General features: G+C 57.5%; 14 protein-coding genes. All 14 read right to left on the bottom strand.

Annotated elements, in window-relative coordinates; translation table 11 throughout:
- Positions 1 to 101 precede the first annotated feature (101 nt).
- On the bottom strand, positions 102 to 1697 hold the full coding sequence (gene serA / locus IFT84_RS19250; RefSeq protein WP_192122227.1) for a phosphoglycerate dehydrogenase: 1596 nt from the start codon (positions 1695 to 1697) through the stop codon (positions 102 to 104).
- 74 nt (positions 1698 to 1771) lie between these two features.
- On the bottom strand, positions 1772 to 2950 hold the full coding sequence (locus IFT84_RS19255) for a phosphoserine transaminase (protein ID WP_192122228.1): 1179 nt from the start codon (positions 2948 to 2950) through the stop codon (positions 1772 to 1774).
- 136 nt (positions 2951 to 3086) lie between these two features.
- A complete protein-coding gene (locus tag IFT84_RS19260) occupies positions 3087 to 3674 on the bottom strand; it encodes a LysE family translocator (protein WP_192122229.1) in 588 nt (195 codons plus the stop codon).
- Between the two features lie 80 nt (positions 3675 to 3754).
- Positions 3755 to 4489, bottom strand: a complete 735-nt coding sequence (locus IFT84_RS19265) for an outer membrane protein (protein WP_244651296.1) — start codon at positions 4487 to 4489, stop codon at positions 3755 to 3757.
- Positions 4490 to 4628: 139 nt separating this feature from the next.
- Complete coding sequence (locus IFT84_RS19270) at positions 4629 to 5471, bottom strand: outer membrane protein (protein ID WP_192122230.1); 843 nt, start codon at positions 5469 to 5471, stop codon at positions 4629 to 4631.
- Positions 5472 to 5589: 118 nt separating this feature from the next.
- The gene (glmM, locus tag IFT84_RS19275; RefSeq protein WP_192122231.1) at positions 5590 to 6942 is read right to left on the bottom strand and encodes a phosphoglucosamine mutase; all 1353 of its coding nucleotides are present in this window, start codon (positions 6940 to 6942) and stop codon (positions 5590 to 5592) included.
- Positions 6943 to 7167: 225 nt separating this feature from the next.
- On the bottom strand, positions 7168 to 9102 hold the full coding sequence (gene ftsH / locus IFT84_RS19280; protein ID WP_192122232.1) for an ATP-dependent zinc metalloprotease FtsH: 1935 nt from the start codon (positions 9100 to 9102) through the stop codon (positions 7168 to 7170).
- Positions 9103 to 9212: 110 nt separating this feature from the next.
- Positions 9213 to 10553, bottom strand: coding sequence for a tRNA lysidine(34) synthetase TilS (tilS, locus tag IFT84_RS19285; RefSeq protein ID WP_342212894.1), 1341 nt, complete (start codon positions 10551 to 10553; stop codon positions 9213 to 9215).
- Positions 10528 to 11508 carry a tol-pal system protein YbgF gene (gene ybgF, locus IFT84_RS19290; protein ID WP_192122233.1) on the bottom strand — a complete coding sequence of 327 codons (981 nt, stop codon included), beginning with the start codon at positions 11506 to 11508 and terminating at the stop codon, positions 10528 to 10530. The genes tilS and ybgF overlap by 26 nt, the downstream gene beginning before the upstream one ends.
- 144 nt (positions 11509 to 11652) lie before the next feature.
- The gene (pal, locus tag IFT84_RS19295) at positions 11653 to 12192 is read right to left on the bottom strand and encodes a peptidoglycan-associated lipoprotein Pal (protein ID WP_192122234.1); all 540 of its coding nucleotides are present in this window, start codon (positions 12190 to 12192) and stop codon (positions 11653 to 11655) included.
- A 157-nt stretch (positions 12193 to 12349) separates the two neighbouring features.
- Positions 12350 to 13651 carry a Tol-Pal system beta propeller repeat protein TolB gene (gene tolB / locus IFT84_RS19300; RefSeq protein ID WP_192122235.1) on the bottom strand — a complete coding sequence of 434 codons (1302 nt, stop codon included), beginning with the start codon at positions 13649 to 13651 and terminating at the stop codon, positions 12350 to 12352.
- 58 nt (positions 13652 to 13709) lie between these two features.
- On the bottom strand, positions 13710 to 14792 hold the full coding sequence (locus tag IFT84_RS19305) for a hypothetical protein (protein WP_192122270.1): 1083 nt from the start codon (positions 14790 to 14792) through the stop codon (positions 13710 to 13712).
- Positions 14793 to 14803: 11 nt separating this feature from the next.
- The gene (gene tolR / locus IFT84_RS19310; RefSeq protein WP_192122236.1) at positions 14804 to 15250 is read right to left on the bottom strand and encodes a protein TolR; all 447 of its coding nucleotides are present in this window, start codon (positions 15248 to 15250) and stop codon (positions 14804 to 14806) included.
- A 32-nt stretch (positions 15251 to 15282) separates the two neighbouring features.
- Entirely contained in the window at positions 15283 to 16002 is a 720-nt protein-coding gene (gene tolQ, locus IFT84_RS19315; RefSeq protein ID WP_192122237.1) for a protein TolQ, read from the bottom strand.
- Between the last annotated feature and the right edge of the window lie 7 nt (positions 16003 to 16009).

Consider the following 16009-nt stretch of genomic DNA (forward strand, 5'->3'; position numbering starts at 1 on the left):
GATGCGAGCGGCGCAAAAAACAGAGGCTGACGAACGTTTAAACGAAAAATGCGCCGGAAACCGGCGCATTCTCTTCATATCTGTGTCTGGATTGGGGCAGGTTATTCGACGTTGAACACCAGTGGCTTGGCGGACTTGATGGCCGCATTGGCGCGCAATTGATCCAGCACCGTTTCCGATACGGGACCATCGACATAGAGAAGCGCAATGGCATCGCCGCCTTCCGTGTCACGGCCGAGCTGGAAGTTGGCGATGTTGACGCCAGCCGCACCCAGCGTGGTGCCGATGAAGCCAATCATCCCCGGCACGTCGGTGTTGGTGATGTAGACCATGTGGTTACCCACATCGGCATCGAGATTGATGTTCTTGATCTGGATGAAACGCGGCTTGCCATCGGAAAACACCGTGCCCGCAACCGAACGGGTCTGGTTGGCAGTCGTTACCGTCAGCTTGATGTAGCCATCATAAACACCGGTCTTGTCGCGCTTGACTTCGGACAGGACAACGCCCTTTTCCTTGATCATGATCGGGGCGGAAACCATGTTGACGTCCGATACCTGCGCGCGGATGAGACCGGCCAGCACGGCGCTGGTCAAGGCTCGTGTGTTCATGTTGGCCGTTGCGCCATCATACAGGATTTCAACTTCCTTGATGGCGCTTTCCGTCACCTGCCCGACAAAGGCACCCATGACATCGGCAAGCCGGACGAAAGGCTTCAGGCGCGGCGCTTCTTCCGCCGTAATGGAGGGCATGTTGATGGCGTTGGAAACGGCGCCCTTGACCAGATAATCGGCCATCTGTTCGGCAACCTGCAGCGCGACGTTTTCCTGCGCTTCCGTGGTGGACGCACCCAGATGCGGCGTGCACACCACATTCGGCAGACCGAACAGCGGGCTTTCGGTCGCGGGCTCAACCTCAAACACGTCGAAACCGGCACCAGCCACTTGGCCGGACTTCAGCGCTTGCGCCAGATCCGCTTCCACGACAAGGCCGCCACGGGCGCAGTTAATGATGCGCACACCCTTCTTCATCTTGGCAATCGCGTCTGCGTTGATGATGTTGCGGGTCTTGTCCGTCAGGGGCACGTGCATGGTAATGAAGTCGGCCTTGGCAAACAGTTCGTCCAGTTCGACCTTTTCAACGCCCATTTCTTCTGCCCGCTCCTTGGAGAGGAAGGGGTCGTAGGCAACGACATGCATTTTCAGGCCAATGGCGCGGGCGCAAACGATGGAGCCGATGTTACCGGCGCCAATGACGCCAAGCGTCTTGCCGGTGATTTCAACACCCATAAATTTCGTTTTTTCCCACTTGCCGCCCTGCGTAGACGCATCGGCCGCCGGAAGCTGGCGGGCAACGGCAAACATCAGCGCAATGGCGTGTTCCGCCGTGGTGATGGAGTTGCCGAACGGCGTGTTCATAACGATGATACCGCGACGCGATGCCGCTGGAATATCGACATTGTCGACGCCGATACCAGCACGGCCAACGACGCGCAGGTTCGTTGCGGCTTCGATGACCTTTTCAGTCACCTTGGTGGCAGAGCGGATCGCCAGACCATCGTACTGGCCGATGATCTCCAGCAGCTTTTCCTTGTCTTTGCCAACGTTGGGCAGAAAATCAACGTCAACGCCACGGTCGCGGAAAATCTGGACGGCGGTTTCAGACAGGCTATCGGATACGAGAACGCGAGGTGCCATGAGTGGCCTCCTTGAAGGGTTCAATTCTATCGGGAACGTTGGCTTCGCCGCACTGGCGAAGCCACAAAAGTGGATCAGGCAGCCGCCTGAGCCAGCGACGCCTTTTGCGTCTCGAATGCCCATGTCAGCCATGGCATCAGGGCTTGCAGGTCAGCGGTCTCGACCGTCGCGCCGGCCCAGATCCGAAGACCGGAGGGGGCATCACGGTAAGCACCGATATCCCTAGCAACGCCCTCCTTGTCGAGAAGGGCAACCAGATTCTTGGCGAATGTTGCCTGTGCATCCGCATCCAGCGCAACAATGGCCGGGTCGACAATCGTCAGGCACACCGATGTGTTGGAGCGCGTGGCAGGATCAACAGCCAGATTGGCAATCCAGCCATTCTGCTCGACGAAGTCGAAAATAACCTGCGCATTGGCGTCGGCGCGCTTCATCAGACCGCCCAGTCCACCGATGGACTGGGCCCAGTTCAACGCATCGATATAATCCTCGATGACAAGCATGGACGGCGTATTGATCGTCTCGCCGGTGAAGATGCCTTCAATCAGCTTGTTGCCCTTGGTCATACGAAAAATCTTCGGCATGGGCCAAGCGGGCGTGTAGGTTTCCAACCGCTCGACAGCGCGGGGGCTGAGAATGATAACGCCGTGCGCGCCCTCGCCGCCCAGAACTTTCTGGAACGAGAAGGTCACGACATCCAGCTTGGAGAAATCCATGTCTTGCGCGAAAGCAGCCGACGTGGCGTCGCAAATCGTCAGGCCTTCACGGTCCGCTGGAATGAAATCGGCATTCGGAACACGCACACCGGAGGTTGTACCGTTCCAGGTGAAAACGACATCGCGGTTAAAATCGATGGAGGCCAGATCAGGCAGTTGACCGTAGCCAGCGACGATCTTTCGCATATCTGTGAGCTTCAATTCCTTGGCAACATCGGAAACCCAACCGGAGCCGAAGCTTTCCCACGCAACCATGTCCACACCGCGCGCACCCAGAAGCGACCACATGGCCATCTCGACAGCGCCGGTATCCGACGCCGGAACGATGCCGATACGATAATCCGCAGGCACTTGAAGCACCTCACGGGTCAAATCAATGGCTTGCTTGAGTTTGGCTTTGCCGATCTTCGCGCGGTGCGAACGGCCCAAGGGGGCATCGGACAGAGCTTCAAGAGACCAGCCGGGGCGCTTTGCGCATGGGCCGGACGAGAAATTAGGATTCGCCGGACGCAGGTCCGGTTTCGCAGTGTTCATCATTGTAGCTATCCTCTCAGATAGGCGCCTCTCGTTAGGGAGAGGTGTCCTGCCGCGGTGTTTATCGAAAACAACCGTACCGCGCAACACAAAATTGCAAATGCCGGTTGATTCTTTTCAGGACAACGAGGCGACGCCGTTATGACAGAACGCTGGTTGCGACATTGCTCACCAGCAGTGCGGAGAACACAATGAGAAGGCAGGCAGCCACCTGCTCTATGACGCGTGGTGAAAGGCGCGCGGATGAACTGCGCCCGATGATGCTGCCGATGGTTATCCACAGACAGGCGGCGGTTACAATCAGCCCGGTCAGCAACATCAGCCACGGTGCAACAGTGGTCACCGTGCCGTGAGGCATGATGACAAGACCGATGATCAACGCCTTGGGATTTAAAAGCGTTGTGGTGAACACCTGAAGCGGCGTCACCACATTCGCTGCTGCGACATCGGCGTTGTTACGCCAGAGATGAAACGCCATCCGCACGATCCAGATGGCTGCCAGTGTCTTCATGACCAATGCTGCCGCCGGATGTTGCGCCAGAAACGGCGCGGCTAGCGTAGCAACCGAAAAGACGATGACAAGATAGCCCGCCACTTCACCAATAATCAGCCGGAGAGATCGGACAAAACCAACCGACGCCCCGGACAGAGACAGAAGCGTGTTGGTGGGACCGGGTGTGAGCAGCAGCAGCAGCACCGCAGCGATAAATTCCACAAGAGGCGTCATGATCTATCCCGGCGTTTTCGATGCCCAACTATAGCGGCGAAAACGGAGACTGTCTTGATTACGGTCAACCCGCCCAGCGCTTAGAACGAAAAGCGCAGGCCCGCGCGGATTTCATGGCGGGAAAGGCTATGGTCATCACCAACCAGAGAGCCCGCATCTGAAGCATTGACAGCAAACATGTCCCCACCGGCAATGCGGGAGTAGCGATAGCCGAGGTCCAGTTTGGTTTTCTCAGACAGATCATAGGAGAAGCCTGTCATCATCGCAAAGGCCAGACGCCAGCTTTGGTCGCCCTCATAGGCGCCGAAAGCCGTCTCCACCGTATCCCACCGCAGGTTGGTCGAGCCGAGACCCGCGCCGACATAGGGTGTCACGCCCATAATGGTGCCGAGATCCGCATAGACGTTAGCCAGCAGCGAAATGGCCCGGTAATCGGCGCGGACAGGTGAACCTGGATTTATGGTTCCAGAAAACCGGCCCTCAAACCAGTCACCTGTCAAATCGGCACGCCAGACATCGGTGATCTGGTAGCCCAGGCCCACGCTGCCGGAGACGGGCTTTGAGAACCGGTCTCCATCAAAACGACCACTGACACCGTTTACGCTGTAGGACGGCGCATCGGCGCTGGTATGAACGGAGTAGCCGACATCACCGCGCACGTACCAGCCATTTTCATCAGCGGGTTGAGATATCTGCACCTCTGGCGCATCCATCAGGTCGCTGGCCGAGGCCTGTTTTGTCATAAAACTTGTCAAAGGGCCTGCGGCCAGAAGGCCGGCACACAGTGCCAGACCGATGTGTTGAGTGTGCCGCATGATGGATGCCCTTCGCCGCATTCGATTCTGGCGGCAGAATCGCAGGCAGAAGTTAACTCCCGGTTAACCATAGCGCTTAAGCTAGCGTTAGGATTTTTGCAGTGCGCACAAAAAAGCCGCCTGAAACGGCGGCTTCGTCTTACTTGTAGACCGGCATTTCCACCGGCAGCGGCTCGGCGTAGGCTTGGTATTCGCAGGCATTGAAGAGATAACGCAAGCCCACCCTGCCCTCATGAATATTAAAGCCGCGATCAAAACCCGGTCCGCCGCCGACGCGGTCATAGGCAAACATATCGCCCTTGGTGACACGGCGGTAACGATAGCCAATGTCGGCCTTTAGATCACACCGTAAATCGACGGACGCGCCCGCCATCAACGCATAGGTAAAGCGCCAGCTTTTCTTACCGCCGTGATCCACCGACGCATCGCAGTTCAATGGGTTCCCCGTTTCGCAGGACGTGTTGGTGAGACCTTTCCAGTTGATTCGCGTTCCGCCGATACCCGCACCGACATAAGGCGTGATGGAATACCAGGTACCAAAATCCACATAGGCATTCGCCATCAGGCTCCACGCGGTCATCGATGAAATATCGCGCGATGTGCAGGGACCGTTTGGCAAAACACCGCAGCCGCCGGTGGTCGAGCCCCGGAAGTCGGATTTGAAGAGGTAGTCGAGCGTGGCGTCGGTGCGCAGAACCTCGTTGATCTGGTAGCCGACACCGCCACCCAGCCCGAAGGAGGATTTCATCTTGGCGCTATCGAAGTCACGATCAAACGCCGCGCTCCCGCCCTGGAAAAAATGTGCGCCGCGAATTTTGTTGGCAGAGTATCCGGCATCGCCGCGCAGATACCAGCCGCTGGACTGTGATACCGGCGACACCGTCTCAACCACCGTTTCATAAGCAACAGGTGTCGGGTCGGCGGCAAGGCTGGCCCCTGTTGTGGCCAGCAAAACTGCGATGCTGCTTAAAACCGATTTCATGGTGCTATCCCGCCCAAACCGCTCGAAGCGCCACCATAAGGGCGGCGCTGTCTTGCATGAACCATAGGATGGCATGGTTAAGTTTGGCTTAAAGGGATGCAGTCAGTCCGAAGTACGATCAGGCAGCCTGTCTTGCACCGCCAATAACGCCGATCAATCCGTCGACAATTCGCTCGATCTGGGTCCGGTCATCGCCTTCCGCCATAACACGGATCAAGGGCTCTGTCCCCGAAGCCCGGATCAACAGGCGTCCATTCTTCGCCAGTTCCGCTTCCGCATCGGCGATAGCGGCAACGACGTGGGGTTCTTCCAGAGGACGGCCGCCGGAATAGCGAACATTCTTCAAAATTTGCGGCACGGGTTCAAAGCGGTTGCAGACGTCACTCACGGTCTTGCCCTGTCGTTTAACGCAGGCCAGAACCTGAAGTGCAGCCACAAGACCATCGCCCGTTGTGCCGAAATCCGAAAGCACGATATGGCCGGACTGCTCCCCGCCCACGTTGAAATCGTGCTGGCGCATATGCTCCACCACGTAACGGTCTCCCACCTTGGTGCGGTGCAAGTCCAGCTTCCTGGTCTTAAGATAGCGTTCCAGACCCAGGTTCGACATGACTGTCGCAACCACGCCATTGCCTTGCAGGCGGCCTTCCGCAGCCCAGCTTTCGGCAATAACGGCCATCAACTGGTCGCCGTCGATAATGCTGCCATTTTCATCGACGATCAGCACACGGTCGGCGTCGCCATCCAGTGCGATGCCGATATCGGCCCGCACTTCATGCACCTTGCGCGACAGCGCCACCGGATGGGTGGAGCCGCAATCAAGGTTGATGTTCATACCATTTGGTTCCGTGCCGATGCTCACAACATCCGCACCCAGTTCCCACAGCACTGCCGGAGCCACCTTATAAGCCGCGCCATTGGCGCAATCGATTGCAATCCGCAGGCCCTGCAGCGTTACATCACGCGGCAAGGTGCGCTTGGCAAATTCAATATAGCGGTCATGCACACCATCGATACGCGTTGCGCGCCCGATCTCGTCGGACTTCGCAAGCTGGGCGTAGATATCCTGATCCAGCAAATCCTCGATCTGTTGTTCGATCTCGTCGGAAAGCTTGTAGCCATCAGGACCAAACAGCTTGATGCCATTATCACGGTAGGGATTGTGTGATGCTGAGATCATGACTCCGATATCAGCGCGCAGCGACCGGGTGAGCATGGCAACCGCAGGCGTGGGAATGGGGCCAAGAACAAACGCGTCAACACCTGCCGCCGTAAAGCCGGCAACGAGCGCATTTTCCAGCATATAGCCCGACAGGCGCGTATCCTTGCCGATCACCACCCGATGGCGATGTGAGCCGCGTCGCAGGATGGTGCCCACGGCAATACCGACCCGCATGGCCAGATCCGGGGTCATGGGAAAAACGTTGGATTGTCCGCGAATGCCATCGGTGCCAAAATAGCGACGTTTCATATCAGTCTCATCCTGCTTCTATTTTCGCGCTTGCGTTTCGGCGCGCGATCATGGGCGCACGGCTATAATAGCGGTATACCCTTGCTTTTTCATTGCCACAAATTACGGCAAACCACAGCATCGGCATCATCAGAAATCATTACAGCTTGTAACTGGATTTGGTAAAAGCGCGCAGAAAAGCCGCCAGCGAACGGGCTGGCGGCTTTTGCGCGTTATTCCAAAAACCTATTGCGGCTGCGGCTCAAAGCCACCTTCCGGTTCATCGCCCTTCTTGGTGTCTTTCTTGACACCAGCCGTGGGTACGGCAGAGCCACGATGCGGTGTGCTGTCATCGCCCTGATCGCGCGATGGCTTTTCGCCACGGATCAGCGCCTTGATTTCTTCACCCGTCAGAGTTTCGTATTCCAAAAGCCCTTCCGCCAGAGCAACGAACTCGTGATTGTTGTCCGTCATGATGCGCTTGGCTTCAACATAGGCTTCGTCGATCAAGCGGCGAATTTCGTTGTCGATCTTCTGCGCGGTCGCTTCGGACACATTCTTCTGCTGTGCAACGGAATGGCCAAGGAAGACTTCCTGCTGGTTTTCGCCGTAGGCAACCTGACCCAGCTGGTCGGAGAAGCCCCACTGCGTCACCATGGCGCGGGCAAGCTTGGTGGCCTGCTCAATATCCGAAGACGCACCCGAAGTAATGTTCTCCTTGCCAAAGGTCAGTTCTTCCGCAACGCGTCCACCCATCATGATCGCCAGACGCGACACCATCCATGTGTAGCTCATGGAGTAGCGGTCACCTTCCGGCAACTGCATGACCATGCCCAGCGCACGGCCACGGGGAATAATCGTCGCCTTGTGGAGCGGGTCGGCAGCAGGCACATTCAGGGCAACAATGGCGTGGCCCGCTTCATGGTAAGCTGTCAGCTTCTTTTCGGCCTCGGTCATGGCGGAGTTACGGCGTTCCGCACCCATCATGATCTTATCCTTGGCGTCTTCAAACTCCTGCATCGTCACAACACGCTTGTTGCGTCGGGCAGCCAGAAGCGCGCCCTCGTTGACGAGGTTCATAAGGTCCGCACCGGAGAAGCCGGGTGTGCCACGGGCAAGGGTCTTCAAATCGACATTGGGAGCCAGCGGTACGTTCTTGATGTGAACCTTAAGGATGCGCTCACGACCATTGATATCAGGGTTTGGAACAACAACCTGACGGTCGAAACGACCTGGACGCAGCAATGCAGGATCGAGAACATCCGGACGGTTGGTTGCGGCAATCAGAATGATTCCCTCATTCGCCTCAAAACCATCCATCTCCACCAGAAGCTGGTTCAATGTCTGCTCACGCTCATCATTACCACCGCCAAGGCCCGCGCCGCGGTGACGGCCAACGGCGTCGATTTCGTCGATGAAGATAATGCAGGGCGCATTTTTCTTGGCCTGCTCGAACATGTCGCGGACACGCGACGCGCCGACGCCAACGAACATTTCAACGAAGTCCGAACCGGAAATCGTAAAGAACGGCACATTGGCTTCACCGGCAACAGAGCGGGCCAAAAGGGTTTTACCCGTACCGGGAGGACCGACGAGCAGCACGCCGCGCGGAATACGACCGCCGAGACGCTGGAACTTCTGCGGATCACGCAAGAATTCTACAATTTCTTCCAGATCCTGCTTGGCTTCGTCTACACCGGCCACATCGTCAAACGTGACGCGGCCATGGGCTTCCGTCAGCAGCTTTGCTTTGGACTTGCCGAAACCCATTGCGCCACGCGAGCCACCCTGCATCTGGCGCATGAAGAACAACCACACACCGAGAATCAGCAGCATCGGCAGCAGTGTGCCGACATAGCTCAGGAAACCGGAGGAGCCGTCACTTTCCGGACGCACAGTTACGACCACGTTCTTAGCTTCCAGCCGCTCGGCCAAGGCCGTATCCACGGCTGGCGCGTAGGTCTGGAAGGTGCTGGATGGTTCATTATAGCTACCCACCACCCGGGGACCGGTGATGACAACTTCCTTGACGCGGCCTGTATCGACATCCTTCAGGAACTGCGAGAACGGAATCTCGCGGGAGCCCGACCGTTCGGACGGCTGCTGGAACATGCTGAAGAGCGCGACCAAAAGAAGAGCTATAATTGCCCAAAGGGCGAAATTTCTAAAATTAGGGTTCATCGAACTCCCCGGAGTCATGTCGGCAACAGGCCTGTGTGCCCGTCACATCGCTTGGTCCCTAACATAGGGTTGCGCTACCGCCTTGCCAAGGCAAACCATTCGCCAGACACCTAATTTGCGCAAACATTATGAACCGGCGTTAACGGATAGGCGGCGCGGTTCAGCATTTTGGCAAGCTGGTTGGCCAGCGGCAGATCAAAACAAGGCAGAAACGTGTCGTAAAGCGCGATTGCGCGGCGCGTTGTCACACCCGAGGTCAGCGCAATATCATTGCCCGGTTGTCCCATGATTCGCCATCCGGCAGGGGATGCGCGTTTGGCCACTGCCAGCGCAACACCGCTGGAAACAAGACGCTCGGTCCAGTTGTCCCCACCGGGAGCGACCTGAATGGGGCCGCCCGTATGGTTGGTTACCAAAAGCCGATTATCCCATTGCATCTGGTCATCATCCGCGATTGCAACAGCGTTCAACCCGCGGGCTTCACGGTACAGGTAGACAGCATCGCGCCGCAAATCGAACACCACGCGCCCCGCTGTCAGGCGCCCCGGTTTGCCGTCCTGCAAAAACTGCAGGAGGCGTTCCTTCGTTTCAGACCCGAAAGGAAAAGTGCGCCCTCCCATCACAGCAGTGAGCACCGCCAGGGCACGAACGGCGTTTGCATCGCGCAAGTGCTGGCACAGCTCATGGCTGACTTCGGCCACAAGGCCGAGGTGAATGCGTACGGTGCGATCAAGGTATCGTGTAGCATCATAAGACGACTCCAGCCTGCGTGGCAAAGCAACAGAATCAGCCTGTGGTCTTTGACGGATACGCACGCGTTCATAATGCAGATCGTCATTGCTGGGGTCATCGATCCACCCCTCACCCTGCCCACGTAGAAACTGGCGAATATCCTCGCGGCTAACGGTGAGTAGCGGGCGCAGAATCCAAAGATGGGTATCGTAAAGAACCGCACCCGCCATGCCCGCCAGACCTATGGCATCCGGAGCAGAGCGTGTCTGGCGCATGGCAATCGTTTCCAGTTGATCGTCCCGGCTATGGCCGGTCACGATTGCGGTGGCATCAAACCTATCCGCCGCGTCCGCTAGAAGTCCGTAACGGGCGGCACGGGCCGCAGCTTGTATACCCGCGCGCGGTTTCTTGCCGTTCCAGCGCTGAATGATATGTGGCACATGGATTCGAGCGCAAAACTGCTCGACCTCCAGCGCCTCATCGGCAGCTTCCGGTCTCAAGCCATGGTCAACGGTACAGGCAACGAGAGAAATTGTGGGAAAAGCGGGCAGCGCCTGTGCCAGGGCCAACAACAGGCCCTTGGAATCACTTCCGCCAGATACAGCCACCAGCAAACGGGCGGGCTTATCAAAGGAATTCAAAAATCGGTCGATCGCGGAGCGGACTGCTGACACATCCCCGGCCACATCTGCCTCAGCAGGAAAGGCGGCTGCGTTCACTGGTCACTTTCGTCTTCACGGCTTGGGATGCATTGGGGTAACGCTTGGTCACTTCTTTCAGCGTGGCGCAGGCGGTATCGTTGTTATCAAGAGCCGACAGCGACATGCCGAGTTTCAGCAGCATTTCCGGGGCTTTCGGGGATTTTGAATAGGTCTGATGCGCGTTCAGAAACGTCTTGGCCGCATCGCTGAATTTACCTTGCGAATATTGGGCTTCGCCCATCCAGAAATTGGCGTCCGCCAGTTTTTCGCCTGTCGGAAATGCGTCGATATAATCGCGAAAACCGGTTTCAGCCTGCGCATAATCGCCCATCAATACATGCGAGTACGCCATGCGGTAAAGATCATCGGGATTGTCCAAAGCCGCTGTCTGGCGGGCCGGATCGGGTGACGCCGCCGAATCGGGATCGATGCCTGGCAGCGATGACGTAGTGGTCGCCGTATCTGGGTTGCGGGTCGCGCCCTTCGGCTTGCCATTCTGGTCAAACTCGATAGAGCCGAGCGTTGTGGGGGGCACGGCAGTCTGCGCTGCCGGAGGAGCCGTGTTGGTTGCCGTCTGGCTCGACACGGACGGATTGGGGGCCGTTGCGGGAGATTGGGCCTGACCGGTGGCGGGAGCGCCACCGGTTGGGGTTTCAAGTGAACTTTTCTTCTGTCCGCCGGACTTGCCACTTTCCAGATCCTGAAAGCGGAATTCATTGTCCTCCTGGAATTTGCGGATCTGCTCCTGCATCTGCAAAAGCTGAAAGCTCATTTCCTCGATACGACCATTGAGGGAGCGGACCTGCTCTTCCAACTGGCCAACGCGGCCAGCTTCATTGCCCTGAACCCGGATAAATTGTTCGGATGCTGCGTTCGGCGCTGAAAACCCGGAAACGGGAAAAGCCTGTGCACTCTGGCAGAACCCTGCCAGAGAAGCGACACTGATCGCTGCAGCCACGACAAGATGTTTCATGTCTTTGTTCCTGTTGATGATCCCATTTGCATGGCCGAACACGCATCGTCTTAACCCTTAAAAGCAATGGAGTTCGGCTAAACTATGAATAAAATGGAAAAAGGCGACCAATGGGCCGCCTTTTGTTGTTTCCACTTCGCCTGATTAGCGGCCGCCAAGCACGGTGACAGCGCGGCGGTTCTGCGACCAGCAGGAGATATCGTCGCAGACGGCAACCGGCTTTTCCTTACCATAAGAAATCGTGCGGATGCGGTTTGCCGGAATGCCACGACCGGCCAGATATTCGCGGGTGGACGACGCACGGCGTGCGCCGAGCGCCAGGTTGTACTCGCGCGTGCCGCGCTCGTCGGCATGGCCTTCGACGGTGATGGAGTAGTTGGGGTACTGCTGCAACCACTGTGCCTGACGATCCAGCGTCGCTGCCGCATCGGCGCGGATGGATGTGGAATCCGTATCGAAGAAGATACGGTCGCCAACGTTAACGGTGAAGTCCTGCTGCGAGCCGGGCGTTGCCGCACCACCGGCACCGCCTGCCCCGCCCAGACCAAGATCACCGGCATTGTTGGGCAAATTCTTCTTGGAGGCGCAACCGGCCACAGTCAGTGTCAGAAACAGGGCAACCATGACGGGGTTTCTGGCGAGGGACTGCATGCGGCTTGATGCCGGGGTATTAAGTCGGCTCATGGCCGGTCTCCTTGGTGTTGTACGCGGGGTGTCGATAGCGTAAATTTTAAAATTTCAGGGTTGCCAGAGTGTAACTGGAAGCAGTTAACCGTGATTCAATACTTATGGTTAACAGGCGGTTAATTTTATCCAACCGCCTGCTAAAATTCAACAAAACCTATTCCAGGAGCGGGGACCAGGCAGGATCGGATGCATAACCGGCCGTTGGCACCTGTTGCTCGTTATAACCGGTCAGGTCGATGGAGTAGAGCTGCGGACCACCGGCACCGGCATTCTGGCGGAAGAACATCAACACGCGGCCATTGGGTGCCCATGTCGGACCTTCATTGTGGAAGCCGCTGGTCAAAATGCGCTCGCCTGAGCCATCGGGCTTCATCACGCCGATGGAGAACTTGCCGCCGGACTGCTTGGTAAACGCGATGAGATCACCGCGCGGAGACCAGACCGGGGTGGAGTATGAGCCATCCCCGAATGAAATACGGTTCTGGCCGGAGCCGTCGGCACCCATGACGTAAAGCTGCTGGCGTCCGCCACGGTCGCTTTCAAACACGATCCGGTTGCCATCCGGCGCATAGGACGGAGCCGTATCAATGGCGGCGGTGGAGGTCAGCCGCGTGGTGGTGCGCGAGCGCAGGTCCATCGTATAGATGTTGGCGTTGCCGTCCTGCTGCAAGCTCATGATGACGCGCTGTCCATCGGGCGAGAAACGCGGCGAGAAGGTCATGCCGGGGAAATTGCCGACAACTTCACGGCGGCCGCTTTCCAGTTGCAGCAGATAAACCCGTGGCTGGTCGCCTTCAAACGACATATATGTCACTTCCTGCCGGTTGGGCGAGAAGCGCGGTGTCAGCACGATATCGTTGGAATTGGTGATTGCGCGGGCATTCGCACCGTCCTGATCCATGATCGAAAGCTGACGCTTGCGGGCGGTTTTCGGACCGCTTTCGGCCACGTAGACAACGCGGGTGTCGAAGTAACCCTTTTCACCGGTAATGCGCTCATAGATCGCATCGGCAATGATATGAGCAACGCGACGCCAGTTCTTCGGCTCGGTAAAGAACTGCTGACCCGCCATTTGCTGACCGGCAAAACTATCCCACAGACGGAACTCGGCTTTCAGGCGGCCATCGGCTTCCTGTGTCACGCGGCCAGTCACCAGCGCCTGTGCATTGATGACCTTCCAGTCTTCAAAACGCGGTGGCGCATCGGGATTGGTGATTTTTTCAATGAACGCACCCTTGGAAATTGGTGCAAACAGGCCGGAGCGCTTCAAATCGGCGGCAACGACGTCGGAGATTTTGGCGCCCAGTTCACCGGACAGAAAATCCGTGACGGCAATCGGCAATGGCTCGACATTACCCTTGTTGATGTTGATTTCCACCACCGCATGGGCAGGTGACAGAACGCTCGCAACAGTGGCGAAGACAATTACGAAACGGAGAAACGTACGTTTCAGCATGGTTTTGAGCCTTTCAGCTTCTTGCATTTTTCAAAGCGCAGGACTTGATATTCGTCGGTCATAGATTCATCGAACTCGTATCGAAGTTGACGACAACGTCACTCCACGAATCGTATTTGTCGGGTGGCAAATTCGTGAATGGCTGGGATCTCATGACGGCTCTCAGCGCACTGCCTTCCAAGGTCCGGCGGGCCGAATCCGAGCCGCCCGATGCCTTGACTTCAGGTCTGCCGATAATCCCCCCATTTTGGTCCAGCTTCATCGTCACGGTAATGATGACGCCCTCGGCACCCTCAATACCGGCAATGATCGACCAATTCTTCTGGATCTGGCCTTTCAGCCCATCCATTTCGCTGAGCGACAGCGTGTTGCCAACGGTGGTTTTCTTGCCGCCAAGCGCCGCCTGATCGGTTGAGCGTTTTGCACCCCCACCCGATGGCTTCTGCTTGTTGAGGAGGGCCGCTACTTCGTCAGCATTGAAATCGGTTTCCTTGGAGGACGAAGCCTTGGCAGTCTCCTGCTTCTTCTCGGCCTTCTTGGCCTCAGATGGCTTTTCCGCAGCCTTCGCCTGCTCGGTTTTCTGCTCCGGCGGCTTTTCAGCCGGTTTCTCGGTCGGCTTCGGCTTTACCGTGGGCAGCGGCACGTTGTCCGGCAGCGCCTCGGCTTCCGGCTTTGGCGGCTCTGGCGTCGGTTCCGGCGGCGTCTCTTCCTTTGGCTGCGGCAGGGCTGCAACCTCTTCCGGCGGCGCGGTCTCTTCCTTCACGATATCCTTGACATCGTTGGGCTTGGAATCATTCTGCGGCAGCGGAATTTCGGAGGGCTTCGGGGGCGCGTTCGCCTCGATCTCCACCGGCTTTTCAGAGGGCGTGGGGGCCGCCTTCATGTCCACATTGTTATCGCCAACTTCCTGTGCATTTTCCACGGGGTTGGGCTTCGTGGTGGGAACGGGTGCTGCCTTTTCGGCCTTGGGCGCGTTTTTGTCGCCCTGCTGGATTTGCGTCAATTCTTCAATGGAGACGAGATCAACCGGCAACGATTCAGAATCGCCAACATCCAACGGCTTTGGCGCGCCAAGCGTCACCAAAGCGGCGGCAAGCAAGGTCGCGTGCACAATTGCGGATGTGACAATGCTGCCCTTCATGTTGCTTGCAATCAATCCTGTTTCTGCTGGGTCACAAGACCCACGTTCTTATAGCCTGCCGACTGGATACGAGCCATGACATCGGCAATCACGCCGTAAGGTGCGGTGGAATCACCACGCACGAAAATACGCTCATTGTAACCGGTGGTGGCGATAGCCTGCAGCTTGGCGGCAATTTCTTCCGCAGGAAGAGGCGTTTCCTGCAGGAAAACCTCGCCGGTTGCCTTGACCGAAATGGTGATGGGTTGCGTTTCGGAATTCAGCGCCTTGGCCTGCGTGTCCGGTAGATCGATTGGCACGCCGACGGTCATCATTGGCGCTGCCACCATGAAAATGATGAGCAGCACGAGCATGACGTCCACCAGTGGTGTGACGTTGATCTCGCCAATCGGCCCCTTGCGCCCACCGCGTCTGCGGCGACCGCCTCCGGCCTTGTTGCCACCCATTGCCATGCCCATGGACTTAACCCCTTACCTAAAGTACCAGCGATTTACTGGGCGGCCTGACGCGGCTGAAGCTTCTCATCGATCTGGCGGGACAAAATACCGGAGAACTCGTCGGCAAATCCTTCCATCCGCGAGGACAGCTTGCCCGCATCGGCGGTAAATTTATTATAGGCGATAACCGCCGGAATTGCGGCAACAAGGCCGATGGCCGTTGCCAGCAGCGCCTCGGCAATACCGGGGGCCACAACGGCAAGGTTGGTGGACTTGGAACCGGCAATCGCCTGAAACGATGTCATGATACCGACCACGGTGCCGAACAGACCGATGAACGGACCAGCCGAGCCGATCGTGGCGAGCGATCCAAGCTTGGCTTCCAGCACTTCGGCCTCGCGCGACAGCGTCACGTCCATGGCGCGATCGATGCGCATCTGCAAACCGATCGGGGAGCGGGCACCGCGTTCAAACGACTTTTTCCACTCCCGCATCGCGGATACGAAAATGGCGCTCATGCCGGAGGTTGGTCGGTCCGAGAGCGTGCGGTACAGCTCTTCCAGCGACTGGCCCGACCAGAACACCTGCTCGAACGCGTCCATCTGGTTGCGAAACTTTTTAAACATCATGGTCTTGTTGATCATGATGGCCCAGGTCCACACCGAGGCGCCCAGAAGACCAACCATCACCAGCTTGACGATGAAGCCTGCCTGCATGAACAGCGACCAGAGAGATACATCTGTCGTTGCTGCGGCCAGTCCTGCCTGTTCCATACCTGTA

Source organism: Rhizobium sp. CFBP 8762, assembly GCF_014841565.1.
Taxonomy (GTDB): domain Bacteria; phylum Pseudomonadota; class Alphaproteobacteria; order Rhizobiales; family Rhizobiaceae; genus CFBP-8762.

Coding starts and splice junctions, on each gene's coding strand:
- tolQ (WP_192122237.1), bottom strand. CDS start 16,002: ATGGAACAGGCAGGACTGGCCGCAGCAACGACAGATGTATCTCTCTGG.
- IFT84_RS19270 (WP_192122230.1), bottom strand. CDS start 5,471: ATGAAATCGGTTTTAAGCAGCATCGCAGTTTTGCTGGCCACAACAGGG.
- pal (WP_192122234.1), bottom strand. CDS start 12,192: ATGAGCCGACTTAATACCCCGGCATCAAGCCGCATGCAGTCCCTCGCC.
- serA (WP_192122227.1), bottom strand. CDS start 1,697: ATGGCACCTCGCGTTCTCGTATCCGATAGCCTGTCTGAAACCGCCGTC.
- ybgF (WP_192122233.1), bottom strand. CDS start 11,508: ATGAAACATCTTGTCGTGGCTGCAGCGATCAGTGTCGCTTCTCTGGCA.
- ftsH (WP_192122232.1), bottom strand. CDS start 9,102: ATGAACCCTAATTTTAGAAATTTCGCCCTTTGGGCAATTATAGCTCTT.
- tolR (WP_192122236.1), bottom strand. CDS start 15,250: ATGGGCATGGCAATGGGTGGCAACAAGGCCGGAGGCGGTCGCCGCAGA.
- tolB (WP_192122235.1), bottom strand. CDS start 13,651: ATGCTGAAACGTACGTTTCTCCGTTTCGTAATTGTCTTCGCCACTGTT.
- IFT84_RS19255 (WP_192122228.1), bottom strand. CDS start 2,950: ATGATGAACACTGCGAAACCGGACCTGCGTCCGGCGAATCCTAATTTC.
- IFT84_RS19305 (WP_192122270.1), bottom strand. CDS start 14,792: ATGAAGGGCAGCATTGTCACATCCGCAATTGTGCACGCGACCTTGCTT.
- IFT84_RS19265 (WP_244651296.1), bottom strand. CDS start 4,489: ATGCGGCACACTCAACACATCGGTCTGGCACTGTGTGCCGGCCTTCTG.
- IFT84_RS19260 (WP_192122229.1), bottom strand. CDS start 3,674: ATGACGCCTCTTGTGGAATTTATCGCTGCGGTGCTGCTGCTGCTGCTC.
- glmM (WP_192122231.1), bottom strand. CDS start 6,942: ATGAAACGTCGCTATTTTGGCACCGATGGCATTCGCGGACAATCCAAC.